General features: G+C 70.2%; 27 protein-coding genes. 8 read left to right on the forward strand and 19 right to left on the reverse strand.

The features are described 5' to 3' along the window. Positions 1-215: 215 nt before the first annotated feature. Genes dapE through ACIO52_RS04925 form a run of 6 tightly spaced genes read left to right on the forward strand, consistent with a single transcriptional unit; the run spans position 216 to position 6,410 of the window. Positions 216-1,310: a succinyl-diaminopimelate desuccinylase gene (dapE, locus tag ACIO52_RS04900; protein ID WP_402641769.1), complete on the forward strand. Its 1,095-nt coding sequence runs from the start codon at positions 216-218 to the stop codon at positions 1,308-1,310. A gap of 36 nt (positions 1,311-1,346) precedes the next feature. Further along, positions 1,347-2,150 (forward strand): TIGR00730 family Rossman fold protein, encoded by an 804-nt coding sequence (locus ACIO52_RS04905; protein ID WP_218719886.1) that lies wholly within the window; start codon positions 1,347-1,349, stop codon positions 2,148-2,150. After that, a complete protein-coding gene (locus tag ACIO52_RS04910) occupies positions 2,144-2,698 on the forward strand; it encodes a TIGR00730 family Rossman fold protein (protein ID WP_374104892.1) in 555 nt (184 codons plus the stop codon). The genes ACIO52_RS04905 and ACIO52_RS04910 overlap by 7 nt, the downstream gene beginning before the upstream one ends. Positions 2,699-2,709: 11 nt before the next feature. After that, entirely contained in the window at positions 2,710-4,476 is a 1,767-nt protein-coding gene (locus tag ACIO52_RS04915) for a long-chain-acyl-CoA synthetase (protein WP_218719888.1), read from the forward strand. 27 nt (positions 4,477-4,503) lie between these two features. Next, positions 4,504-5,475, forward strand: coding sequence for a dihydropteroate synthase (gene folP / locus ACIO52_RS04920; protein WP_402642167.1), 972 nt, complete (start codon positions 4,504-4,506; stop codon positions 5,473-5,475). Beyond that, entirely contained in the window at positions 5,472-6,410 is a 939-nt protein-coding gene (locus tag ACIO52_RS04925) for a glucosyl-3-phosphoglycerate synthase (protein ID WP_316575950.1), read from the forward strand. The genes folP and ACIO52_RS04925 overlap by 4 nt, the downstream gene beginning before the upstream one ends. 115 nt (positions 6,411-6,525) lie before the next feature. On the opposite strand, the gene ACIO52_RS04930 is transcribed toward ACIO52_RS04925, so the two are convergent. From ACIO52_RS04930 to sigE, 9 genes are all read right to left on the reverse strand, one after another. Then, entirely contained in the window at positions 6,526-6,993 is a 468-nt protein-coding gene (locus tag ACIO52_RS04930; protein ID WP_402641774.1) for a DUF6640 family protein, read from the reverse strand. A gap of 1 nt (position 6,994) precedes the next feature. Next, entirely contained in the window at positions 6,995-7,588 is a 594-nt protein-coding gene (locus ACIO52_RS04935) for a TetR/AcrR family transcriptional regulator (protein WP_316575948.1), read from the reverse strand. Positions 7,589-7,681: 93 nt separating this feature from the next. Beyond that, complete coding sequence (locus ACIO52_RS04940; RefSeq protein ID WP_402641778.1) at positions 7,682-8,755, reverse strand: XdhC family protein; 1,074 nt, start codon at positions 8,753-8,755, stop codon at positions 7,682-7,684. A gap of 90 nt (positions 8,756-8,845) precedes the next feature. Next, positions 8,846-9,418 (reverse strand): hypothetical protein, encoded by a 573-nt coding sequence (locus ACIO52_RS04945; RefSeq protein ID WP_402641780.1) that lies wholly within the window; start codon positions 9,416-9,418, stop codon positions 8,846-8,848. A gap of 116 nt (positions 9,419-9,534) precedes the next feature. Continuing rightward, the gene (locus ACIO52_RS04950; RefSeq protein WP_218719894.1) at positions 9,535-10,392 is read right to left on the reverse strand and encodes a hypothetical protein; all 858 of its coding nucleotides are present in this window, start codon (positions 10,390-10,392) and stop codon (positions 9,535-9,537) included. A 182-nt stretch (positions 10,393-10,574) separates the two neighbouring features. Next, a complete protein-coding gene (tatB, locus tag ACIO52_RS04955) occupies positions 10,575-11,000 on the reverse strand; it encodes a Sec-independent protein translocase protein TatB (protein ID WP_218719895.1) in 426 nt (141 codons plus the stop codon). A gap of 34 nt (positions 11,001-11,034) precedes the next feature. After that, entirely contained in the window at positions 11,035-12,570 is a 1,536-nt protein-coding gene (locus ACIO52_RS04960) for a S1C family serine protease (protein ID WP_218719896.1), read from the reverse strand. Between the two features lie 10 nt (positions 12,571-12,580). Then, a complete protein-coding gene (locus ACIO52_RS04965; protein WP_218719897.1) occupies positions 12,581-12,949 on the reverse strand; it encodes a zf-HC2 domain-containing protein in 369 nt (122 codons plus the stop codon). 59 nt (positions 12,950-13,008) lie between these two features. Beyond that, a complete protein-coding gene (gene sigE / locus ACIO52_RS04970; protein WP_218719898.1) occupies positions 13,009-13,674 on the reverse strand; it encodes an RNA polymerase sigma factor SigE in 666 nt (221 codons plus the stop codon). A gap of 374 nt (positions 13,675-14,048) precedes the next feature. Here sigE and ACIO52_RS04975 point away from each other — a divergent pair, with 374 nt between their 5' ends. Further along, complete coding sequence (locus tag ACIO52_RS04975) at positions 14,049-14,681, forward strand: O-methyltransferase (protein WP_374104893.1); 633 nt, start codon at positions 14,049-14,051, stop codon at positions 14,679-14,681. Here ACIO52_RS04975 and glgC read toward each other — a convergent pair. Next, positions 14,678-15,895 (reverse strand): glucose-1-phosphate adenylyltransferase, encoded by a 1,218-nt coding sequence (gene glgC / locus ACIO52_RS04980; RefSeq protein ID WP_218719899.1) that lies wholly within the window; start codon positions 15,893-15,895, stop codon positions 14,678-14,680. The genes ACIO52_RS04975 and glgC overlap by 4 nt on opposite strands. Positions 15,896-16,005: 110 nt before the next feature. On the opposite strand from glgC, the gene glgA reads away from it, so the two are divergent. Then, entirely contained in the window at positions 16,006-17,172 is a 1,167-nt protein-coding gene (glgA, locus tag ACIO52_RS04985; protein WP_402642170.1) for a glycogen synthase, read from the forward strand. A gap of 60 nt (positions 17,173-17,232) precedes the next feature. Here the strand turns inward: glgA and ACIO52_RS04990 are convergent, their stop codons facing one another. From ACIO52_RS04990 to ACIO52_RS05030, 9 genes are all read right to left on the reverse strand, one after another. After that, entirely contained in the window at positions 17,233-18,069 is an 837-nt protein-coding gene (locus tag ACIO52_RS04990) for a putative RNA methyltransferase (protein ID WP_218719900.1), read from the reverse strand. A 14-nt stretch (positions 18,070-18,083) separates the two neighbouring features. Further along, positions 18,084-18,251, reverse strand: a complete 168-nt coding sequence (locus ACIO52_RS04995) for a DUF3117 domain-containing protein (protein ID WP_011211259.1) — start codon at positions 18,249-18,251, stop codon at positions 18,084-18,086. Between the two features lie 105 nt (positions 18,252-18,356). Then, the gene (locus tag ACIO52_RS05000; RefSeq protein ID WP_218719901.1) at positions 18,357-18,989 is read right to left on the reverse strand and encodes a DNA-3-methyladenine glycosylase I; all 633 of its coding nucleotides are present in this window, start codon (positions 18,987-18,989) and stop codon (positions 18,357-18,359) included. Beyond that, positions 18,986-19,306, reverse strand: a complete 321-nt coding sequence (locus tag ACIO52_RS05005) for a DivIVA domain-containing protein (protein ID WP_218719902.1) — start codon at positions 19,304-19,306, stop codon at positions 18,986-18,988. Before ACIO52_RS05005 ends, ACIO52_RS05000 begins: the two co-directional genes overlap by 4 nt. A 37-nt stretch (positions 19,307-19,343) precedes the next feature. After that, a complete protein-coding gene (locus tag ACIO52_RS05010; RefSeq protein ID WP_402641788.1) occupies positions 19,344-20,480 on the reverse strand; it encodes an Mrp/NBP35 family ATP-binding protein in 1,137 nt (378 codons plus the stop codon). A gap of 60 nt (positions 20,481-20,540) precedes the next feature. Next, positions 20,541-21,398: a lytic murein transglycosylase gene (locus ACIO52_RS05015; RefSeq protein WP_316575943.1), complete on the reverse strand. Its 858-nt coding sequence runs from the start codon at positions 21,396-21,398 to the stop codon at positions 20,541-20,543. Positions 21,399-21,494: 96 nt separating this feature from the next. Next, complete coding sequence (locus tag ACIO52_RS05020) at positions 21,495-22,877, reverse strand: lytic murein transglycosylase (protein WP_218719905.1); 1,383 nt, start codon at positions 22,875-22,877, stop codon at positions 21,495-21,497. A gap of 138 nt (positions 22,878-23,015) precedes the next feature. Continuing rightward, positions 23,016-23,606: a DUF1003 domain-containing protein gene (locus ACIO52_RS05025; RefSeq protein ID WP_308248571.1), complete on the reverse strand. Its 591-nt coding sequence runs from the start codon at positions 23,604-23,606 to the stop codon at positions 23,016-23,018. Further along, positions 23,599-24,894 carry a magnesium transporter MgtE N-terminal domain-containing protein gene (locus ACIO52_RS05030; protein WP_218719907.1) on the reverse strand — a complete coding sequence of 432 codons (1,296 nt, stop codon included), beginning with the start codon at positions 24,892-24,894 and terminating at the stop codon, positions 23,599-23,601. Before ACIO52_RS05030 ends, ACIO52_RS05025 begins: the two co-directional genes overlap by 8 nt. Positions 24,895-24,903: the final 9 nt, after the last annotated feature.

Consider the following 24,903-nt stretch of genomic DNA (forward strand, 5'->3'; position numbering starts at 1 on the left):
GGTCCGCGACGCTTTGTGTCGGCCACCCCCGGGCCGGACACCGAACCCGGGTGTGCGGACGGCGATCGTCCGCACACCCGGGCGTCCACCGGTTCAGGGCAGAGCGTCGGCAGTGGCCGCGTTCTCGGCTGCCCGACGTCGAGTGGCCGCTTCGTGCGAACGCGCCGCCCGGCGAACGCGGCGAGCCGGGGCGGCGTCCGTACTACTGTCGAGATGTGACTCTCGATTTGCGTGCCGATCCCGTCCAGCTGACCGCCGCCCTGGTCGACATTCCCAGTGTGTCGCGCGACGAGGCCAAGATCGCGGATCTGGTGGAGCAGGCATTGCGGGAGCAGACCACCGGGTTCGAGGTGCTGCGGCACGGGAACGTGGTGCTGGCGCGCACAAACCGCGGGCTGCCGACGCGGGTGATCCTGGCCGGTCATCTCGACACCGTGCCGATCGCCGACAACGTGCCGAGCCGGCCCGACGAGGTCGGTGGGGAGCCGGTGCTGTTCGGTTGCGGCACCGTCGACATGAAGTCCGGCGACGCGGTGTTCCTGCATCTGGCGGCCACTATCGCCGACCCGGCCCACGATCTGACGCTGATCTTCTACGACGGCGAGGAGATCGCCGCGGAATTCAACGGCCTCGGCCATATCGAGCGCGAGCTGCCCGAGTGGCTCGACGGCGACCTCGCGATTCTGGGTGAGCCCTCCGGCGGCTGGATCGAGGCGGGCTGCCAGGGCACGCTGCGGGTCCGGCTGACGACCTCCGGCGTGCGCGCGCACTCGGCCAGGGCCTGGCTGGGCGAGAACGCCATCCACGGGCTGGCGCCGGTACTGGCGCGGTTGTCGGCCTACGAGGCGCGCGAGGTCGACATCGACGGCTGCGTGTACCGCGAGGGGCTGTCGGCCGTGCGGGTCTCCGGTGGGGTCGCGGGCAATGTGGTGCCCGATGTCGCCGAGGTGGATGTGAACTTCCGTTTCGCGCCCGACCGGACCGTCGAGCAGGCCGTCGCGCACGTGCGCGAGGTCGTCGCCGGGCTCGACGTCGAGTTCGTGGTGACCGACTCCTCGCCCGGTGCCCTGCCCGGCCTCACCGCGCCCGCCGCGCGCACCCTGATCGACTCGGTCAACGCCCACGGCGGCGGTGGTGTCCGGGCCAAGTACGGCTGGACCGACGTCTCCCGCTTCGCGGCGCGCGGCATCCCCGCGGTCAACTTCGGCCCCGGCGATCCCAACCTCGCGCACAAGCGCGACGAGCACGTGCCGCTGAGCCAGATCACCGCCGTCACCGCGATGCTGCGCACCTACCTGTCAGCCCGCTGACGACTGGTGTTCGACCCGACCCAGTAGCGTGGGGGCATGTCTACCGATTCCGCTGATCAGGCTGGGAAGGTCAAATCGACGGCGAAGTTCCGTGGGCCGGTGATGTTTCGCCGCGAACGCAAGCAGGGTGTGCGGACCGCCGACCGGAATCTGCTCGACACCCGCCAGGACAGCGATTGGGTGCATACCGATCCGTGGCGGGTGCTGCGGATCCAGGCCGAGTTCGTCGAGGGTTTCGGCGCGCTCGCCGAGGTGCCGCCCGCGGTGACCGTGTTCGGTTCGGCGCGCACGTCCAAGGACCATCCCGAATACGCGGCGGGCATGGCGATCGGCGCCGCGCTCACCAAGGCCGGTTTCGCGGTGATCACCGGCGGCGGGCCCGGCGCGATGGAGGCCGCCAACCGCGGGTCCTCGGAGGCGGGCGGCTACTCGATCGGGCTCGGCATCGAGCTGCCGTTCGAGCAGGGCCTCAACGAGTGGGTCGATCTCGGTATCAACTTCCGGTACTTCTTCGTCCGCAAGACCATGTTCGTGAAGTACTCGCAGGCCTTCGTCTGCCTGCCCGGCGGGTTCGGCACCCTCGACGAGCTGTTCGAGGCGCTGACCCTGGTGCAGACCCGCAAGATCACCCGTTTCCCGATCATCCTGTTCGGCACCGCGTACTGGTCCGGCCTGGTCGACTGGCTGCGCGAGTCGCTGGCCGGCTCGGGCAAGATCGCCGCGGAAGACCTCGACCTGATCCAGCTCACCGACAGCGTCGAGGAGGTCGTGCGGATCATCCAGGGCGAGACCGGCGATCACGCGAACATCGAGCGGCTCGGCACCGAGGACGAGTGGTGAGCGCGCCGTACTCGATCTGCGTCTACTGCTCGGCCAGTACCACCGATCCCGACCTGATCAGCCTGGCCGCCCGCGTCGGCACCGAGATCGCCCGGCGCGGTTGGCAACTGGTCTCCGGCGGTGGCCATGTGTCGATGATGGGCGCGGTCGCCACCGCCGCCCGCGCGGGCGGGGCGCACACCATCGGGGTGATCCCGAAACACCTGGTGCACAAGGAAGTCGCCGATGTCGACGCCGACGAACTGCTGGTCACCGACACCATGCGTCAGCGCAAGCAGCTGATGGAGGCCCGCGCCGACGCCTTCCTCACCCTGCCCGGCGGGGTCGGCACGCTCGAGGAACTGTTCGAGACCTGGACCGGCGGCTACCTCGGCGAACACGCCAAACCGGTGGTGGTGCTGGACGCCGACGGCTTCTACGGCGGGCTCTTCCGCTGGATCGATGAACTGTACGAACGCAGAATCGTGACGCGGCAGGCGCGCGACCGCATCACCGTGGTCGCCGATCTGCCCGCCGCCTTCGCTGCGCTGGAACCGGCTCAGGGCTAGGAGAATTCGACGTGAGCAACGACGCCCGCTCGACCGTCAGCGTGTTCGATCTCGCCAAGGCGTTGCCCGCCATGGCGCTCGACGCGCCCGGCATGCTGCGCAACGCGCGCGGAATGCTGGTGGGGCCCAAGGACAAAGCCTCCATCGGCCTGTACTTCCAGCGCGTCGCGCACCGGCGGCCCGATCGGGTGTTCCTGCGGTTCGAGGGCCGCTCCTACACCTATCGCGCGGCCAACAGCGAGGTCAACCGGTACGCGTCGGTGCTGTCGGGGCGCGGGGTGCGCCGCGGCGACGTGGTCGGCGTGCTGATGACCAACCGTCCCGAGACGCTGTTCACCGTGCTCGCGGTGCTCAAGCTCGGCGGCACCGTCGGCCTGCTCAACTACAACCAGCGCGATCAGGTGCTCGCGCACAGCATCGGCCTGCTCGACAGCGTGCTCACCGTGGTCGGCGCCGAGTGCGGGGAGGCGCTGGCCTCGCTGCCCGCGCCCGCCGAGCACGTACTCGCCGCCGAGGAACTGGCCGAATCCGCCCGCACCGCACCGGATGCCGACCCGGCGGTGTGCGCGCGGGTGACCGCCGGCGAACGCGCGTTCCTGATCTTCACCTCCGGCACCACCGGCCTGCCCAAGGCCAGCGTGATGACCCACCACCGCTGGACCAAGAGCATGGCCGGGCTCGGCGGCCTCGGGGTCCGGCTGCGTGCCGACGACGGTCTGTACTGCTGTCTGCCGCTCTATCACAACAACGCGCTGACGGTCGCGCTGTCGGCGGTGCTGGCGGGCGAGTCGACCTACGTGCTCAGCCGCAAGTTCTCGGCCTCGGGCTTCTGGGACGAGATCGCCCGCGAGCGCGCGACCGCGTTCATCTACATCGGCGAACTGTGCCGCTACCTGCTCAACCAGCCGGTGCGGCAGGCCGAGCGCGACAACCGGGTGCGCCTGGCCGTCGGCAACGGCCTGCGCCCGGAACTGTGGGACGAGTTCCGCAGCCGGTTCGGGATCGGCCGGGTGGTCGAGTTCTACGGGTCCAGCGAGGCGCCGCTGGCCTTCGTCAACGCCTTCGGCCTCGATCGCACCGCCGGTCTGTGCCCGCTGCCCTACGCCGTCGTCGAGTACGACGACGAGACCGGCAAGGCCAAGCGCGGGCGCGACGGGAAGCTGCGCCGGGTGCGCTCGGGCGGCGTCGGTCTGCTGCTGGCGAAGGTGAACGATCGTCAGCCCTTCGACGGCTACACCGACAAGCGGGCCTCGGAGTCCAAGCTGGTCCGCGACGGCTTCAAGAAGGGCGACTGCTGGTTCGACACCGGCGACCTGGTCCGCGACCAGCATTTCTGGCACATCGCCTTCGTCGACCGGCTCGGCGACACCTTCCGCTGGAAGGGCGAGAACGTCGCGACCACCGAGGTCGAGGGCGCGCTCGACCACGACGAGAACATCGAGCAGGCCGTCGTCTACGGCGTCGACATCCCCGGCACCGACGGCAAGGCGGGCATGGCCGCGGTCACCCTGCGGCCCGGCGCGGAATTCGACGGCAAGTCGCTGGCCGCGACGGTCTACCAGCGTCTGCCGATCTACGCGATCCCGCTGTTCGTCCGGGTGGTGGCCGAACTGGAGCAGACCTCGACGTTCAAGAGCCGCAAAGTGGAGCTGCGCAAGCAGGGCTACACCCCGGACCCGGACAGTCGGCTCTACGTCCTGTCCGGCCCGGCCACCGGCTACGTCCCCGCCTACGACGGCTACGCGGCCGACGTCGCGGCCGGTCAGGCCCCGCGCTAGCAAGGTAACGTCTGAGCTCGCATGAACATGGGTACCTCGTCGGGCACGCCCGAACCCCGACCACACGAACAACCGCCTGCCCGCAGCGCCAGCAGTAGCGGTTCCGACCCGTCGGCGGAAATCGCGCGGGGGCGGCCCGGCCCCACCTTGTGCGGGCGGCCGGTGGAGACGGACCGGGCCCTGGTCATGGCGATCGTGAATCGCACGCCCGATTCCTTCTACGACCGCGGCGCGACGTTCAGCGACGAGGCCGCCATGGACCGGGTGGCCCGCGCGGTCGACGAGGGCGCCGACCTGGTCGATATCGGCGGGGTCAAGGCCGGACCTGGCGCCACGGTCGACGCCGCCGAGGAAACGCGGCGGGTGGTGCCGTTCGTGGCGGCGATCCGCGCGAAGTATCCCGACCTGTTGATCAGTGTGGACACCTGGCGCGGCGATGTCGCCCGCAGCGCGGTCGCGGCCGGGGCCGACCTCGTCAACGACACCTGGGCCGGAGCCGACCCCGAGCTGGTGCACGTGGCCGCCGAGACGGGCGCGGGCATCGTCTGCAGCCACACCGGCGGCGCGATTCCGCGCACCCGCCCGCACCGGGTCCGCTATGCCGATGTGGTCGCCGAGGTGACCGCGACCGTTGTCGCCGCGGCCGAAAACGCGGCGGCCGCGGGGGTGCGCCGCGATGGCATCGTGATCGATCCCACCCATGATTTCGGGAAAAACACCTATCACGGGCTCGAGTTGTTGCGCGGAATCGACGGTCTTGTAAAAACCGGATGGCCAGTCTTGATGGCACTGAGCAACAAGGATTTTATCGGGGAGACTTTAGGTGTCGGTCTGACCGAAAGGGTCGAGGGCACATTGGCGGCGACCGCGTGGTCGGCCGCCGCGGGCGCTCGAATCTTCCGGGTCCACGAGGTCGCCGAAACCCGGCGGGTGGTGGACATGATCGCCGCGATCCAGGGCATCCGGCCCCCCGCACGAACTCTGCGAGGTCTGGCATGAAAATCCAACACCGCGAGCCCGCCTGGGCCACTACCCACACCTGGGACACCCCTGACTGGACGGTCGGCGAACTGGTCGCCGCCAAGGCGGGTCGCACCGTCTCGGTGGTGCTGCCCGCGCTGAACGAGGAAGACACCGTCGCCGCGGTGGTGGCCAGCATCCGGCCGCTGCTCGGCACACTGGTCGATGAACTGATCGTGCTCGACTCCGGCTCCACCGACGCCACCGCCGAACGCGCTCGCGCGGCGGGCGCCGAGGTGATCACCCGTGAGGAAGCCGTTCCCGAGCTCGAACCGGTCCCCGGCAAGGGCGAGGTGCTGTGGCGCTCGCTGGCCTGTACCGCCGGCGATCTCATCGCCTTCGTCGACTCCGATCTGATCGACCCCGATCCCGACTTCGTGCCCAAGCTGCTGGGCCCGCTGCTGACCATGCCGGGCACGCATCTGTCCAAGGCCTACTACCGCCGTCCGCTGCGCCAGGGCGAGTCCGTCGACGCCAACGGCGGCGGCCGGGTCACCGAGCTCGTCGCCCGGCCGCTGCTGGCGGCCCTGCGGCCCGAACTGTCCCAGGTCTTGCAGCCACTCGGTGGGGAGTACGCGGGCACCCGCGAACTGCTCACCGCCGTCCCCTTCGCCCCCGGCTACGGTGTCGAGATCGGCTTGCTGCTCGACACCTACGACCAGATGGGCTTGGACGCCATCACCCAGGTCAACTTGGGCGTGCGCACCCACCGCAATCGCCCGTTGGCCGATCTCGGCGTGATGAGCCGCCAGATCCTCGGCACCGCCCTGGGCCGCAGCGGCGTCATCGACTCCGGCGCCGCGCTCACCCAGTTCCCGATGATCGGCGGCGAATTCATCGCCCACTCCACCGAGGTCTCCCTCGAAGACCGCCCCCCGATGAAAACCCTGCGCCCCGAACAGGTCGCCGCGTAATCTCCCACCCACCGGGCGCCTCGTCACGTCGACGGGGCGCCCGTCCACTGTCCGGATTGCGAGCGCGGTAGAGACCACCGAGGGACCGTTCTGCGGCTTCGTCCGCCGTTCGTCGTCACCCGCTGCGTCGGCCCGCGCAACCGGGCGAGTCCTCGCGGGCGACGAGCGTGGTGGCGACGGCCAGGACGATCAGCGCGACCACGGCCAGCAGGGCCTGGGGGTGCAGGCCCAGGGGCGCGGGATTGTGGAATTCGGGGTCTTGAATGGCGGTGCCGGGGAACAGAAAGGCGCCGAGCAGGCCCAGCCAGGGGGTGGCGAGCAGGGCGCAGGCGGTGCGGAGGCGGGAGCGGGTGACGTCGCCGCGCAGGAGGTAGAGGGCGAGCACGCCGAGCAGGATCGACATCACGATGTACTGGGCGTCATGGAATTTCGCGTGTGGCGGCCAGGCGTCGTTGGCCAGGTGCTGGTCGGCGCTCGCGGGGATGACGACATCGGCCAGGAGCGCACCGAAGACGGTGACGAGGGCGATCGAGGCGGCGAGCAGGCGTGGGGCGGAGCGGATTACGGGGGTGGTGCTCGTCATGTCACGAAGGTCCTTGCCGGGAGGGCGGATTCGTCGGGCGATGGCGCAGGAAGTCGTCGGCGACCGCCCGGACGTAGTCGAGGTCGAAGGTGCGGTGGGCGACCAGCCTGCGGAAGAACAGGGGGCCGTGCAGCTGGTCGACGGCGAGGTCGACATCGAGATCGGCGGGCAGCTCGCCGCGCTCGACCGCGGCGGTGAGGATTGTGCGCACCACCCGGGTGCCCGACCGGTACGCCGACTCCTTGACGGCCGCGAATTGCGGGTCCACAGCGGCTCTTTCGATCAGCACCCGTATCGCCTGTTCGCTGGCAGGCTCGTGCAACATCGCGTGGGTGCCCGCCAGTGCGGTCAGCAGGTCGGCGCGTAGGTTCCCGGTGGGCGGTGCCTGGGCGAGGGCGATGTGCCAGGTGATGGTGGCGCGCACCAGATCGGTCGGCTCCGGCCAGAGGCGGTACAGCGTGGCCCGGCTGATTCCGCTGCGTGCCGCGATCGCGCCGTGCGTCAGCCCGGCCAGGCCCTGCTCGACCAGTAGCTGCCTGGCCGTGACGAGCGCGGCCTCACGACTGCGCACGGTACGGGGATCGGGTGGTCGCACAGAACCTCCTTGCGAGACAGATTGTTTCGAATCTATGAAACAAACTGTATCGAAATTGGCGCGGCAAGAACAAGAGGGGCGACCCGATTCGAGTCAGGGGCGGTGGATCGGCCCGTCGAGGTCGGCGAGCGGGCGCGCCGACGCGCCACCGCGCTCGGCGAGGATCTGCGCGAGGACGGAGATCGCGGTCTCCTCGGGCGTGTGCGCGGCCAGGTCGAGGCCGAGCGGGCTACGGACGCGGGCGATCTCGGCCTCGGTGAGCCCCGCGTCGCGCAGGCGCGCGATGCGGTCGGCGTGGGCGCGGCGGGAGCCGAGCGCGCCGACGAAGGCGACGGCGGGCAGGCGCAGCGCGCTCGCCAGCATCGGGACGTCGAACTTGGCGTCGTGGGTGAGGACGCAGACGACGGTGCGTTCGTCGATCCGGCCCGCCCGCCGCTCCGCCTCCAGGTACCGGTGCGGCCAGTCGAGGACCACCGCGTCGGCCGCGGGGAAACGGGCCGGGGTGGTGAAGGTTTCGCGGGCGTCGACGACGGTGACGTGGTAGCCGAGCTGGGCCGCCGCCACGCCGAGCGCGCGGGTGTAGTCGTTGGCCCCGGCCAGGATCAGGCGCGCGGGGGAGCGGAAGACCTGGACGAAGGTGCGTGGCCTGTCGGCGGCGGCCGGGGTGCAGTCCTGCGCGCCGATGAGGCCGCTGCGGCCCGCGGCGAGGAGCGCGGCCGCGTCCCGGTCGAGCTCGCGCCACGGCTCCACGCGCCCGGGCCGCAGCAGCCGGCGATCCGGGGCGGATTCGAGGGTGGTCGCGTAGGCGACCGGCTCGTGCGCCGCGAGCGCGGCGACGAGCGCGCCGAACAGCGGGGCATCGGTGGCGTCGAGGCGTTCGACGAAGACCTCGATCTCGCCGCCACAGGGCAGGCCGACCGCGAACTCGTCGGCCGCGGCGAAGCGTTCGGTACTCGCGTGGCCGTCACGCAGGACCTGGCTCGCGGTGGTGACGACGGCCGCCTCGACACATCCGCCCGACAGCGACCCGACGACCCGCCCGTCGGCGGCCACCGCCATCGCGGCGCCGGTGTCGCGCGGTCCGGTGCCGGTCCGGTCGACGATTCTGGCCAGCGCCACCGGCTGGACGGCCAGTAGCGCGAGGATCTCGTCGAACAGCTCCCGCATCGCCCACCGGCCTCTCCACGGTCACCGAGGCGTTGTGACCGTTGTGACCAGCCTAGCTATCGCGCAGCACTGGCGCGCGGTGAGCGCCGGTCAGTCGAGGATCTCGCGGTGCTGCAGATCGTCGCCGATCGCGCCGTCGTGGAAGAAGCCACGGAAGACCGCGGCCGCGCGCTCGGCGGTGAACACCTCTTCGGGGTAGACGTAGGTGTCGTCGTCGCCGTGCGGCAGGTAGACCGTCGGCAGGCCCAGCCTGCCGCCGGGGAACCCGAGGGTGTAGCGGCGGGTGATGTGGTCGATCGTCACCCGTAGCTGGAGGGTCATCGCGTCGGCCGAGCCCGCGCAGCGCAGCGCGAGATCGCCACGGGCGCCACTCACCGCCGTGGTGACCTCCGTGGCGGGCATCGGCTCGGGCAGCACGGTCAGATCGAGCGCGTAACGCTGCCTGCCGTCCATCCGGCGCAGGGGGCGCAGGAAGCTGTCCACGTCCTCGTGCGGGCCGATGAAGACCTTCAGGCGGTCGCTGTAGGTGAGGCGATGGGTCGCGACGATCACGTCGGCGGCGGTCGACTCGGCCTCGAACGGGGGCACGGGTCGGGGATCCTGGGTGCCTGCCGCCCGCACGGGCAGGACCCGGCACGCGCTGGCCTCGGGAGACGAGAACATGTGACGCTCACCTACTCACATTCGGTTACTCGCTAGCAATCTAAACATCGTCGGTATTCTGTGCTGCATAACAATAGCGTGATGCAGATCACAAAGTGAGCTCAGTTTAGATCTAACTATGGACGAACCCGGGTCGTAGCCAACCTTGGGTCGGTTTCGTGCCGATAAACCGGGGTGAGAAGGTCGGCATCTACGGGCTCGCCCGACGTGCGGTCGTAACGGACCGCGATGAGTACCGAAAACAAGTGACTGCTCGCGCGTTCGTGCAGGGTGGCGAGCCGGGTGGCCAGCAATCGGATCGCACCCAGGGACCCCGGCGGGTGCAGTCCGTCGATCAGCATGACGCTGCCGCGCCGGTCGGGGCGGGGCAGCCGGGCCAGGTAGGCGATGTCGTGCGGCTCTGTGCCGCCGGGTCGGTAGACGCGCCGCGCGGCCCGGTCCTCGATGCCGCGACGGGTGTCGCCGGCGCGGGTGACGGTCCGGCGCAGGCGTGGATCGGCGACCACCAGCTGGCGCAGGCTGGGGGAGAGCTCGGGGCCGCCGAGGATCACCAGGCCGTCGCGATTGAGGTCGACCGGCCTGCCGGGCAGGAAGGTCTCCACATTCGCCACGAAACCCAGCTGACGCAGGAGCTCGGCCAGCCGCTGGGCCGCGGCCGGGTCCGGGGCGCCCAGTAGCCGCCCGGCGCGGACCTCGGGCGCGAGCACGGTCAGCGTGCCGTGCCCGAAGAACAGGCCCTCGGGGACCGGTCCCTGGGTGCTCACCTGGTGGATGCGCGCACGCGAGAGGCCGGCGGCGGCCCCGATCCGGGCGAACGTCCAGCCCTCGGCGTGGAGTTCGCGGATCACGGCGCGCCTGATCCTGGTGAGTTCGTTGATGGTCTGCTGGGCAGCCGCCACCCCGTCGGTGGCTGCTTTGAGTCTCTCGACCTTGTCCTCGATCGCGAAGACTCGTGCCACGTCATCGGCCGACATGTGCGAAGTCTAGACAGCTCGACAGCATTCCGTGTCTATATCGGTTGACATCGAACTGTATTGCGGCACAACGCGTATCATGTCCGACTTGTCGGCTATCACAATCTTTCGAGGTAGCCGCGGCTGTGTCCGGGGCGCGCGACCTCGTGGCAAATGCCGACCGTGCGGTGTGATCCGGGGGTCTAGGTCGCGTCGAAGTCGATCGGCGGGCGCTCGTTGTGGCCCAGCGGCTTCGACAGCGAGGGCGAGGACGACCCCGATCCGCCCGGCATCCCACTGCTCGTGCCGAACAATTGCTGCTTGTCGGGCACCGCGCTCTCCAGGCCGCGCAGCACCGAATCGTCACCGCCCAGCAGGTGCTTGGTGACCGCGGCGCGCGGACTCATGTTGCGCAGCTCGTTCAGCTCGGCCAGCGGCTTGCGCAGCTCGTCGAACTCCGGCCCCAGCTCCTGCTTGAGTTGCGAGGTGGCGCCGCTGGCGTAGTCGCGCACCTGGCGCAGGGAACGCGTGGTCCAGCGGACCGCGCCGGGGAGGCGCTCCGGGCCGAGGATCACGAGGGCGGCGACGAGCAGGATCATCATCTCGCTCCACCCGATGTTGCTGAACACGCAGTCCAGGCTACCTGGACGGCGCGGTCGCGGCTCAGTCGGATTCGAGCGTGACCGGGACGTCCACCTGCCTGCCATCGCGGATCAACTGCACGTTCACCGTCTCGCCGATCTTGCGCGCCTGCACCGCGACGACCAGCTCGTCCGGTCCGGTGACCTCGCGGTCGCCGATCTTCACGATGACATCCCCCTCGACGATGCCGGCCTTGGCGGCGGGGCTGCCTGGGCTCACATCGGCGACGGCGGCACCGCTCATCACCTCGTTGGCGACAGTCTTGGTGCGCGCGCTCAGGCCGATCACCGGGTGGTGCATCTGGCCGTCGCGGATCAGGGTCTGGGCGACGGTCTGCATGACGTCGACCGGGATGGCGAAGCCGAGGCCCACCGAACCGCCGGTCTCGCTGCGGATCGCGGTGTTGATGCCGATCACCCGGCCCTGCATGTCGACCAGCGCGCCGCCGGAGTTACCGGGGTTGATCGCGGCGTCGGTCTGCACGGCGTCGATGACGGCGTTGGTGTCGCTGCCCTCACCGGCCAGCTTCACCGGGCGGTGCTGGGCGCTGACGATGCCGGAGGTGACGGTCTTGCTCAGGCCCAGCGGCGAACCGACCGCCAGCACGTCGTCGCCGACCTGCACGTCGGAGGACTTGCCGAGGTTGGCCACGGTCAGGTTCTTGGCCTCGACCTTCAGCACGGCGAGGTCGGTCTTGGGATCGCGGCCGACGATCTCGGCGGGCACCCGGGTGCCGTCGGAGAACTGCACCTGGATGGCGGCGCGATCGGACTTGTCGGTCGCGGCCATCGAGATGACGTGATTGTTGGTGACGACGTAGCCCGCGCCGTCGATGACGACGCCCGAACCGGTCGCGCCGTTGTCGCCGACGGTGACCCGGATGGAGACCACCGAGGGCAGCACGGCGTTGGCCACCGCGGCGATGCGGCTGTGCGGTTCCTCGATGCCCGCGGTCTGGTCCAGGGTGACCTTGCGGGAGGTGAGGGTGGAGGCGGTCTCGGCGGTGATCCGCCCGACCAGGCCGCCGAGCACGGCGATCCCGAGCGCGAGCACGGCCAGCAGCGCCAGCGCCTTGGGCGCGACGCGGGAGCCGAACAGCACCTCGCGGGCGGTCAGCTTGGGGGCGGCGGGGAGGCGCTCGGGCGCGGGCGTCTCGACAGCAGGCGCGCCGAGGCGCGCGGTGGCGGCGGGATCGCGCCAGGGATCGACGGGGCCCGCGACGACGGTGCGCGGCTCCTCGGAGCCCGGTTCGCGCTGCAGCAGCTCGTCGGAACCTTCGGGGCGGGAGAATGCCTCGGCCAGCACGCCGTCCGGCGGGCGCTGGCTGACGAGCTGATCGGCGCCTGCGGCCGGGCCGGGCCGCTGCGGGTCGTGCGGCGCGAACGAGCCGGTCTGACCGTTCGGGCGACGGAACGCGCGCGCGGTATGACTGTCGATGTGCGGCCGGTATACCGGGCGCGGGCCGAGGTTCGGCGCGTCCGACGGCCGCAGGTTCCCCCGGTCGGCCGCCGAATCCGCGTGTTCGGTCGATCCGGAATTCGTCGATTCGCCTGTCACGCCCGTGACTCTACTTGCGCCGCCAGGTTGTCCACCGGGTCGCGGTGAAGGAATCGGTGATGAATCCGAGAAATGCCTCGTTACGGCGCGGCGGCTCGGCTGTGGTGCCGGGCAGTTCGGCCAGCGGGATCCTGGTCAGGCTGTCGTGCAGGCTGCGCGGCACGGCCACCTCGGCGGCCCGGCGCAGCGCGATGCGCGCCTGCTGCTGGGCATCGACCTCGGCCGCGCATTCCGGGCACACCGAAAGATGCTGGGCGGCGCGCAGGTACGCGTTCATGCGCAGCTCGCCGTCGACATAGGCCGCGATCGCCTCGCTGGCCAGGTGCTCGGTGGGCTGAAAGCGCGGGGTACGACCTGAGGCACTGGGGTCCACGCTCATGCGGAGTTCTTCCTTCCGACCGACATCAACCGAGAGGCCCGGTGACGCCGACAACTGCGTCACCCTGCGTAGGCGTCAGCGGAGTACCGCTGCTCAGTTCCATTATGCGCAAGGTATTCGCGCAGTGCCTGCCGCCCACGATGGATCCGGCTGCGCACGGTGCCCAGTTTCACGCCGAGCGTCGCGCCGATCTCCTCGTAGGACAGGCCCTCGATGTCACACAGGACCACGGCGGCACGGAACTCCGGCGCCAGTGAGTCCAGGGCCTTCTGCAGGTCGGGATCCAGACGGGCGTCGTGGTAGGACTCCTCGGGCGTCGGGCCCTCGGCGGGGACCCGGTCGTAGTCCTCCGGCAGCGCCTCCATGCGGATGCGGTTGCGGCGGCGGACCATGTCCAGGAACAGGTTCGTGGTGATGCGGTGTAACCAGCCCTCGAAGGTGCCCGGCTGATAGTTCTGCAGCGAGCGGAACACCCGGATGAAGGTCTCCTGGGTGAGGTCCTCGGCGTCCTGGGCGTCGCCGGAGAGGCGGTAGGCCAGGCGATACACCCGGTCGGCGTGTTCGCGGACGAGTTCGTCCCAGGAGGGCATGACCGTGCGGTCACCGGTCGCGTCGAAGGCGGCGGTGCCGGTGAGTTCGGCGTCGAGCTGCTCGCCGTCGGCGGCGAGGAGATCGGCGGGGAGAGTCTGATCGGTCGGTGTGGCGTGACGCGCCGTGTCTACCATCGGGATGGGACACCTCCTACTCGGGACCGCTGGCACGAAACCACGCCGGTCCGGGTCAGCGAACCTTGCTATCGGAATCAACCAGCAACTGTGTGAGGTTGTTCCCGCGTCTCGTACCCGCCGCGATCGGCTGGTCTTGCGTAGGGCAACTATTTCCTGCCCCGATATGGGTCAGATGTGGAGATCCTGAGTGTGTCCTGAGAATCCTTATCGATGCCGACCCTAGTCCCGCCGGCACGCGGAAAGCAGCAGTTCCAGCCCCTTCGTGACCTTTCCGCAAACTTGCGGCAATTGTTCGATCGGTGCGCGACACTCGGGGCGATCGGCGCATTCGCTGAATACACAGACCCCTCCGGTGCCCTAGCCTCATAGCTGTGGCATCGAACGTGGAGCGGAACCTGGCCTATGTGGAGGAGTCCGTCGTCGAGGACGAAATCCTCCTCGACGCGCGCGAGCGGGCCACCGAGCTGGGCGCGGTGCCCGTGCCCGCCTCCGTCGGCGCCCTGCTGAGCATGTACGCGCAGATGTTGGGCGCCCGCGCGGTCGTCGAGGTGGGCACCGGCGCCGGGGTGAGCGGATTATGGCTGCTCGACGGCATGCGCGAGGACGGCACGCTCACCACGATCGACTCCGAGCCCGAGCATCAGCGCGCGGCCAAGGAGGCCTTCCGCACCGCGGAGATCCCGCCCGCGCGCACCCGGCTGATCAACGGCCGCGCTCTCGACGTCCTACCTCGGCTCGCCGACGGCGCCTACGACCTCGTCTTCGTCGACGCGGCCCCCATGGAACACCCGCACTACGTCGAACAGGGCGTCCGGCTGCTGCGCGAAGGCGGCGCGTTCATCCTGCACAACGCGTTGCTCGGCGGTCGCGTGCCCGACCAATCCCAGCGCGACCCGGCCACGCAGGCGGTGCGGGCGGCCACCAGGGCCATCGCGGAGAACCCCGACCTCACCAGCGTGCTGATCCCGATCGGTGACGGGCTGCTCTGCGCTTCGCGCTGCTAGCCGACCCAGATCCCCTTGCCGACGGTGACCACCCCGCCGTGGCTGACCGCGAACCGCTCCCGGTCGCGATCCAGGTCGACACCGATGATCTCGCCCTCGCCGACCACGACGTTCTTGTCCAGGATCGCGTGCCGCACGACCGCGCCCTTCCCGATCCGCACCCCCGGCATCAGCACGCTGCCCTCGACGGTGGCGCCGTCGTCGATCATCACGTTCGAACTGAGCACCGAATTGCGGACGGTGGCCGCCGACAGGATCGAGCCGGCCCCCACGATCGACTCCTGCGCCAGCCCGCCCCTGGCGAACTTGGCGGGCGGCAGGTTCTCGGCGGCGCCGCGGATCGGCCAGTGCTTGTTGTAGAGGTTGAACACCGGGTGCACCGAGACCAGGTCCATGTGCGCGTCGTAGAAGGCGTCGATGGTCCCGACGTCACGCCAGTACCCGCGGTCGCGCTCGGTGGCGCCGGGCACCTCGTTGTCGGCGAAGTCGTAGACCGCGGCCTTCCCCGCGGCGACCAGCGCGGGAATGATGTCGCCGCCCATGTCGTGGTCGGAGTCGGAGTTCTCGGCGTCGGCGCGGATCGCGTCGACCAGTACCCGGGTGGTGAACACGTAGTTGCCCATCGACGCGAACGTCACGTTCGGGTCGTCGGGGGTACCGGGCGGATGCGCGGGCTTCTCCAGGAACTGGGTGATCCGGCCGGACTCGTCGGAGTCGATGCAGCCGAACGCGCTAGCCTCGCTGCGCGGCACCCGGATGCCCGCGACGGTCACCCCGGCGCCGGAGGCGATGTGGCTGGCGACCATCTGCTCCGGGTCCATCCGGTACACGTGGTCGGCGCCGAAGACGACGATGTAGTCGGGGTCCTCGTCGTAGATCAGGTTGAGCGACTGCATGATCGCGTCGGCGCTGCCGGTGTACCAGCGCGGCCCGAGGCGCTGCTGGGCAGGCACCGGGGTGATGTACTCGCCGGTGAAACCGGACAGCCGCCAGGTCTGCGAGATGTGGCGATCCAGCGAATGCGACTTGTACTGGGTGAGCACGCACAGGCGCAGGTATCCCGCGTTGACGAGATTGCTCAGGACGAAATCGATCAGCCGGTACGCGCCGCCGAACGGAACCGCGGGCTTGGCCCTGTCTGCGGTGAGCGGAAACAGTCGTTTGCCCTCGCCACCGGCGAGCACGATCCCGAGTACGTGCGGCTGGCTCCTCACCCTGCTCAAAGTACAGGCTGGGCGGCACAACGGTGGCTCATGTCGACCCGAGGGTCTAATTTGGACCAGTGAGTTATGGCACCGACAGCGACCAGGAGCCGGCGCAACAGCTGCGGGTCGCCATGCTGACCCGGGAATACCCGCCCGAGGTCTACGGCGGTGCGGGAGTTCATGTCACCGAACTCACCGCCCGGCTGCGCGCGCTGGCCGAGGTGACCGTGCACTGTATGGGCGCGCCGCGCACCGGCGCCGTCGTGCATCGGCCCGACCCCGAGCTCTACGCCGCCAACGCCGCGTTGCAGATGATGTCGGCGCAGCTGCGGATGGCCGACGCGGTCGGCGCCGTCGACGTGGTCCACTCGCACACCTGGTACGCGGGGCTCGCGGGCCATCTCGCCGGCGCGCTCTATGGCATTCCGCACATCCTCACCGCGCATTCGCTGGAACCGCGCAGGCCGTGGAAGGCCGAGCAGCTCGGCGGCGGGTACCGGCTCTCGTCCTGGTCGGAACGCAACGCGATGGAGTACGCCGACGCCGTGATCGCGGTGAGCGAGGGCATGCGCCACGACGTGCTCGACGCCTATTCGGCGATCGACCCGGGCCGGGTCCACGTGGTGCACAACGGCATCGACGCCACGGTCTGGCATCCGGGCGCACCCGCCGGCGACGAGGCCCCCGTGCTGGAACGGCTCGGGGTGCGTGCCGAGCTGCCGATCGTGTCCTTCGTCGGGCGGATCACCCGGCAGAAGGGGGTCGGCCACCTGCTCGCCGCGGCCGCCGATTTCGATCCCGACATCCAGCTGGTCCTGTGCGCCGGTGCGGCCGATACCAGGGAACTCGAACTCGAGATCGCCGCCGCCGTCGACGGGCTGCAGCGCGAGCGCGGCAACGTGTTCTGGGTCAAGGAGATGCTGCCGACCGAGCAGGTCCGCCAGATCCTCACCGCCTCCGCGGTGTTCGTCTGTCCCTCGGTCTACGAACCGCTCGGCATCGTCAACCTGGAGGCCATGGCCTGTGCCACCGCGGTCGTCGCCTCCGATGTGGGCGGCATCCCGGAGGTCGTCGACGACGGGGTCACCGGTCGGCTCGTGCACTACGACGCGGGGTCGACGGCGGAGTACGAACGCGGACTGGCCGCCGCCGTCAACGCGGTGGCGGGCGATCCGGAGCTGGCGCGGCGCTACGGTGACGCCGGGCGGGCGCGCGCCATCGCGGAATTCGATTGGGCGCGAATCGCCGAGCAGACCGTCGAGGTGTATCGCAGCGTGCTGAAGTAGCCGCGGCGCGGTTCGTCGCGCAGCGGTCGCGATCCCGGGCGGTCGGCCCGTCGAGTGCGGTCAGCTCGCCGGACGGTAGGTCGAGACCGTGACCGCGGCGGTGACCTCGGTGACGTCGGGGAGCGCCGCGATGCGGGGATCGTCGGCCGGGGTGCCGTGGAAGGCCGAGGGGCCCATCGCGATGACGTCGGTGACGTCGCGCCGGGACAGCTTCATCCCGAACTCGACCCGGGTGTGCGCGGAGCGGGTGAACAGCCCCGCGAGCGAATCGGCGAGCCTGCGCTCCTTGTCGGGGTCGACGCGGACCATGCCGAGCGGGCCGACGAGCTCGTTCAGGTGGTCGACGGTGGGCGTGACCACCACGAAGCTGCCGCCGGGCGCGAGCACCCGGGCGACCTCGGTGGGGTTGCGCGGGGCGAACACCGACAGCACGCCGGCCAGGGAGTGGTCGCGGATCGGCAGACCGCGCCAGGCGTCGGCCAGCACCGAGGCCAAGCGCGGGTGCGCGCGAGCGGCCCGGCGCGCGGCGGGCTTGGCGACATCGAGCGCGATGCCGGCGAACCCGGGCTCGGCGGCCAGGATCGTGGCGAGGTAGTAGCCGGTGCCGGCGCCGACCTCGAGGATCACCTGGGCGTCGGGCAGGTCGGGCGCGGGTGCCGCGGTGAAAGCGTGCGTCGCGGCCGCGGCGATGGGGGCGAAGTGTCCCGCGCCCTGGAAAGCGGCGCGGGCGTCGAGCATATCGGCGGTGTCGCCGGTCATCTTCGTCGCTGCGCCGGTCAGCAGCCCGACATAGCCCTGTCGGGCGATGTCGAAGCTGTGGCCGGTACCGCAGCGCAGCGCGCGATCGCGCGGTTGCAGTTCGTCACCGCACTCCGGGCAGGCCAGGAGTGCGGCCACCTCGGTGAGTGCCGTCAGCTGGTGACGCTCTTCAATTCGTCACCGAGCGCCGCAGCCTCGTCCGGTGTGAGTTCGACGACCAGACGCCCGCCACCCTCGAGTGGAACCCGCATGACGATTCCACGACCTTCCTTGGTTGCCTCGAGGGGACCGTCCCCGGTACGGGGCTTCATGGCCGCCATCCTCTGCTCCCTCCAGATCTGCGCGGTCTGTCTGCGCACTGATTCTCGTCTGCCGGTTGTCGCCAACCAGCGGGCTCGCCGGGTGTTCGGCGGGCCACACCGGTCCTATTCTTCCCTATTGCCGTCTCGGACGGACACCTGAGTACGAAATGTGACTCGCGAGTCGGTTCCGTTCGCGGCCTGGCGCACCCAGCAAACCTCCAGGTGATCGTCGACCATCCCGGTCGCCTGCATGAGGGCATACGCCGTCGTCGGGCCGACGAAGACGAAGCCTCGGCGCTTCAATTCCTTTGCCAGAGCAATGGATTCGGGTGTGGTGGCGGGCACATCCGCGATCGTCGCCGGCCGCGGGCGTGGCGCGGGGGCGAAGGACCACAGCAGCTCGTCCAAGCCCACCGGCAGGTCCCGAGCAACCCGAGCGTTGGCGATCACCGCGTCGATCTTGGCGCGGTTGCGGACGATGCCCGCGTCGGCCAGCAGTCGCTCGCGGTCGGCGTCGCCGAACTCGGCGACCTTCGCGATCTCGAAGTCGGCGAACGCCGCGCGGAACGCGGGCCGCTTCCGCAAGATGGTGATCCAGGCCAGGCCGGACTGGAAGGCCTCGAGGCACAGCCGTTCGAACAGTGCGTCGTCGCCGTGCAGGGGCTTGCCCCACTCGGTGTCGTGGTAGTCGCGATACAGCGCCGAGCCGGTCGACCAGGGGCAGCGCTCGTACCCGTCGTCGGCGAGCTCGGTCACGGGCGGTCCTGGCCCGCGGCGACCTGCGCCTGCCACTGCCGCACCTGCGCCAGCTCGAGTTCGAGTTCGTCGATCCGCTCGGCCAGCCTGCCCAGCGCCCAGTCGACCTCGCCGGCCTTGTAGCCGCGCACGACCTGCTGGAACCGCAACGCGCGCACGTCGGCGCCGGTGACGCCGTGGGCGGGTAGCACCGTGGCCGTCGTGCCCTCGGGCAGCGGCCCGAGTTCCTCGGACCGGCCGAACACCGCGCTCGCCACGAGGAACAACATGGCCGCGACCAGCCCGACGATCAGCACATAGAGCAGCAGCGTCAGCATGTAGACAGCCTAAGCACCCCCACCGACAACCCCAGGCTCAGAGGTGCCGGGTCGTATCGATGCCCAGTGACATGCCCGCCAGGCCGCGCTTGCGGACGGCCAGCTTGTCGGCGACCTCGCGCAGGGCCTTGGCGGCCGGGTTGCCCGGGTCGCCGAGGACGATCGGGGTACCGGCGTCGCCGCCCTCGCGCAGGGCCTGCTCGATCGGGATCTGGCCGAGCAGCGGCACCGTCGAGCCCACCGCGCGGGTCAGCCGATCGGCCACGACCTGGCCGCCGCCGGAGCCGTAGAGCTCCATCCGGGTGCCGTCGGGCAGGTCCAGCCAGGACATGTTCTCCACCACGCCGGCGATCCGCTGACGGGTCTGCAGGGCGATCGCGCCCGCGCGCTCGGCCACCTCGGCGGCGGCGATCTGTGGGGTGGTGACGACCAGGATTTCGGCGCTGGGGATCAGCTGCGCGATGGAGATCGCGACGTCGCCGGTGCCGGGCGGCAGGTCGAGCAGCAGCACGTCCAGGTCGCCCCAGAACACGTCGGCGAGGAACTGCTGCAGCGCGCGGTGCAGCATCGGACCGCGCCACACCACGGGCGTGTTGCCCTGGGTGAACTGCGCGATCGAGATCATCTTCACGTCGTAGGCCATCGGCGGCATGATCATCCGCTCGACCTGGGTCGGACGGGCGTCGGTGCCGAGCATGCGCGGGATCGAGTGGCCGTAGATGTCGGCGTCGAGCACGCCGACCGACAGGCCGCGCTGGGCCAGCGCGACAGCCAGGTTGGCGGTGACGCTGGACTTGCCGACGCCGCCCTTGCCGGAAGCGACGGCGTAGACGCGGGTCAGCGATCCGGGCTGGGCGAACGGGATCACCGGTTCGGCCGAGTCGCCGCGCAGCGACTTGCGCAGCTCGGTGCGCTGCTCGTCGCTCATCACGTCGAGATCCACGGTCACCGCACCGGCGCCGGGTACATCGGCGACGGCCTTGGTCACCCGCTGGACGATCTCGGTCCGCAGCGGGCAGCCCGACGTCGTCAGATACACCTCGACGTGCACGTCACCGCTGTCGGCGATGGCGATGCTCTTGACCATGCCCAACTCGGTGATCGGCTTGCGGATCTCCGGGTCGTCGACCTTCGCGAGCGCGGCCCGCACATCCGCTTCCGTAATCACTGGCATATGCCCGATTTTATGCTGCTGCTCATTCGAGCGCCCTCGGCGGGGCCATGTCCTCTCAGGTCAGATGCGGGGGAGGTCGGAGGGCTTGGGAGCGAGGCCGCTGGAGTAGGAGGTCGACCAGGCCATGACGTTGGCCACGTAGGCCATGGAGTTGTTGTAGCGCAGGATCGCCTTGGACTGCTGGGAGAGGTCGCGCATGTTGAGGCCGCCGTCGCAGAGGTAGCGGCCCGCGGTGAGGGCGGCGTCGAACAGGTTCTGCGGGTCGGCGATGCCGTCGGCGTTGCCGTCGGCGGCGTAGCGGTGCCAGGTCTCGGGTAGGAACTGCATGGGGCCGATGGCGCGGTCGTAGCCGCCGAGGCCGTCGAGTTCACCGCCGTCGCTGTCGTGGATGACGTTGTTGCCGTACAGGCTGCCGTCCAGGACCGGACCGTAGACGGCCTTGATCGGGTTGCCGTCCGCGTCGGCCTTGCCGTACGCGTGGGTGGACTCCACCCTGCCGATGCCGGCCAGCAGCGACCAGGACATCCCGCAGGTCGGATTCTCCACGGCCAGTTGCTGTTCGGCGCTCTGGTAGGCGGCGACCGCGATGCCCGGGATGCCCAGCGGGCCGGCCGGGAGATCGGCGGCCGCGCGATCATCCGGCAGTGCAACGGTTTTCACGACCGGCGCGGCCGAGGGCGACTGGCGCGCCTCGGCGTGGGCGACCTCGGTGATATCGGCCTGCGGTGCGGCCACGAGTTCCGGCGCGGCCTCGGCGTCGGCGCCGGGCAGGTCGTGCTCGACAGCGGCGTTGCTGGCGATGGTCGCGTCGGTCGCGGCGGCGGTAACGGCCACGAGTCCGGCGGGGACCAATCCGGTCAGTGCGATGAGCGAGCTACGTCGAACCGTCGTAGCAGGCTGTTTCCGATGACGACCCACTGTGTGGTGCCCTCCTCAACCGTGTTGGATGAGAAGAGATTACCGCACCCGAGACCTTTTTGTTACCCCTCCGTGACCTGTATTTCGGTTTGATTTCTAGGGGACCGCCGGACCGGGCGGCAGCGGGATGACGATGTTGAACGGCAACGTGATCCCCGGCGGCGGCGTGGGCGCCGCCGGCGCCTGCTCGACGGGCGCGGGCGCCTCGGTCGGCTCGATGCCGGGCTCCGGCGTCTTCTCCGGGGCGGGGGCCTTCGACTCGGCGGGCGCGGGCTCGGCGGTCTGGGCCGGGGTGCACACCGGCGCCGTGGCCTGCTGCTCGGCCGCCTGCTGCGCGGGGTCGGTCTGCTCGGGTTGCGCTGGATCCTTCGGCGCCGCAGCGCCGAAGGTCTGCTCGACGGGCTTGGCCGGCTCGAGCGGGTTCGGCATCTGGGCCGGCGCCGGATCGCTCACACACACCTCGGGAGCCGGTGCGACCGGAGCCGGGCAGAAGATGCCGCAGGGGATCGGCGGCAGGCCGGGCAGGGTGATCATCACCTGGGTCGGCGTGGTCACCTTCGGCGTGTTCGGCGGCAGCTGGTTGGTCGTCGACGGCGGCGCCGCGGTGACCGGCGCGTCGGTCGAGGCGGCCAGCACATTCGGCGAGACCATCGGCGCGCTGCCCGGCGGCACGATGTCGGGGGAGATGGCGACCGAGCTCGGCGCGCCACCGGTGCGGTAGGCCGCCGACCAGCTGAGCACATTGGCCGCGTAGGACATCGAGTTGTTGTAGCGCAGCACCGCGCGCAGTTCCTGCGAGGCGTCGCGCAGGTTCAGCCCGCCCGAGCACAGGTACTTGCCCGCGGCCAGCGCGGCGTCGAAGACATTGTGCGGGTCGGCGGTGCCGTCGCCGTTGCCGTCGGCGGCGTAGAGCGCCCAGGTGCTCGGCAGGAACTGCATCGGGCCGACGGCCCGCACGAACCCGCCGTCGGCTTCCTTGATGATTTCGTTGCCCGGCAGGGTGCCGTCGAGCGCGGGGCCGAAGATCGGCGTGGTCGAGGTGCCCGCGGCGTCGGTGCGGCCGCTGCTGGCGTGCCCGGACTCGATGCGGCCGATGCCGGCCAGCAGGTTCCAGGTGAGCCCGCAGCCGGGCTGGGCGGTCTCGAGCGCCAGCTCCGCGTTGCGGTAGGCGGCGAGCACGATCTCGGGGATGCCGAGCGCGCCACTGCCGGTGGGCAGCGAGATGCTCTGCAACGGAACCGTCCCGGCGAAGGGGGCCAGACTGTTCGCGGACGGGGACAGCGCGCGCAGCTTGCGCGGCGCCTCCTGCGCGATCGGCAGCAGCCCGACGATCTCGGACGGATCGGTCTCCGGGGTGTCCTCGGTGGTGCTCGCGGTCGCGGCGAGCAGAGCCTCGGGCGCGGTGGGGGCGGTGCTCGGCGTCGCGGTCTGCACGGCCGACCCGGAGGCGACGAGTCCAGCGACGACAAGGGCCGACATCGTTATCGGAGCAGAGATTCGCACGGCCACACCAACCCTTTACGTCGAAGCAGCGGCACCGCAGAGTCCCCCTCCGGCCCGCCCGGAACAACGTGATCCAGGTTACCTACCGGTCAGGAAGTTGTAGAGCATTTCCGGTTACTCGTCTGAACCACCTGGCGAAACCGGGGCAGCAGAGGGCGTTTGACCGGAGGTTTTCTTGCGGACGGCTTTTCGCTTCTTCTCCGGCTTCGGCGCGCCGTCGGGCGTGGTGACCGCGTCGATCCGGTCGAGCACGTCCTTGATCTCCTCGAGCTCGCGGCGCAGGTAGTCGCGGGTGGCGACATCGCCGACGGCCAGCCGCAGCGCGGCCAGCTCGCGGGCGAGGAACTCGGTGTCGGCCTTGGTCTGCGCGGCCCGGCTGCGGTCCTCCTCGAGCGAGACCTTGTCCCGGTTGTCCTGGCGGTTCTGCGCCAGCAGGATCAGCGGCGCCGCGTAGGCGGCCTGCGTGGAGAAGGCCAGATTGAGTAGGATGAACGGGTACGGGTCCCAGCGCAGCGCGACCACGAACACATTGAGCACGATCCAGACGATGACGATGATCGTCTGGATCGCCAGGTATCGCCCGGTCCCGAGGAACCGTGCCACGCGCTCACTGCTGCGCGCGAACGCCTCGGAGTCCCAGTCGAGGGTGAACCGGGAGCCGACCGGGGTTTCCAGCCGCTGACGGGCCGGGTTCTTCTCACTCACGCGGGACCCTTTCGGCATGGGCGAACGTCTGCTCTTCTTCTTCGCGCCAGTCCTCGGGCAGCAGGTGATCGAGGACGTCGTCGACGGTCACCGCACCGAGCAGATGATTCTCCGCGTCGACGACCGGGCCGCTGACCAGGTTGTAGGTGGCGAAGTACCGGGTCACCGCCGAGAGCGGCAGTTCCGGCGCCAGCGGCATCAGGTCGGTGTCGACGATTCCGCCGACCAGGTGCGCCGGCGGTTCCCGCAGCAACTGCTGGATGTGCACGCAGCCCAGGTAGCGGCCGGTGGGGGTCGCCGTGGGTGGGCGCACGACGAAGACCATCGAGGCCAGCGCCGGGGTCAGGTCGGGGTCACGGACCCGGGCCAGCGCCTCGGCGACGGTGGTCGACGGGCTGAGCACGACCGGTTTGGGCGTCATCAGACCGCCCGCGGTATCGGGGGAGTGCGCCAGCAGCCTGCGGACCGGCTCGGATTCCTCCGGGTCCATCAGGGCCAGCAGGGATTCGGCTTCGCTCTCGGGCAGCTCGCCCAGCAGGTCGGCGGCGTCGTCGGGGTCCATCGCCTCGAGCACGTCGGCCGCGCGGCGCACCTCGAGGTGGCCGAGCAGGTCGACCTGATCGTCGTCGGGCAGTTCCTGGACGACGTCGGCGAGGCGTTCGTCGTCCAGGGCGATCGCCACCTCGACCCGGCGTTTCTCCGGCAGCTCCCGCAGGCGGTGCGCGACGTCGGCCGCGCGCAACCCCTCGAACTGTTCGAGCAGCGTCGTGACGTCCTGGCCCGGTCTGCCGACCTCGGCCGGGGTCAGGCCCTCGACCTGCGACCAGTCCACCACGTGCACGGTGCGCCTGCGCCCGATCCGCCGGTGCCCGCGCACCGCGACCCGGCCGATCACCCAATCCCTGGTCCTGGTCTGCTCGATGCCCAGGTCGGCCACATGGACGTCGACGCCGTCCAGATCCGGCAGTCCGGGATCGTTCACCCGCACCTGCGAGTCCACGATCTGGGCCAGCGCCAGCATCTCGCCGGGCCGCTGGGCGAATCGCCGCAGGCTGACGGTGCCGGTGTTGAGGGTGACGATGCCCGGTTCGATCGCGGTGACGCGCAGCATCGGCACGAAAATCCGCCGCCGGGTGACCAATTCGACGACCAGGCCGTGCACCCGTGGTTGTTGCCGTCCGTGCCGCACGGCCACGACGACATCGCGGACCCGGCCGATAGACTCCCCGTCCGGACCCAGCACCGTCAGGCCGGCGAGCCGGGCGACGTACACCCTGGTGGTTGCCATGACCCTCAG

This window comes from Nocardia sp. NPDC087230 (genome assembly GCF_044744725.1).
GTDB classification, from domain to species: domain Bacteria; phylum Actinomycetota; class Actinomycetes; order Mycobacteriales; family Mycobacteriaceae; genus Nocardia; species Nocardia canadensis.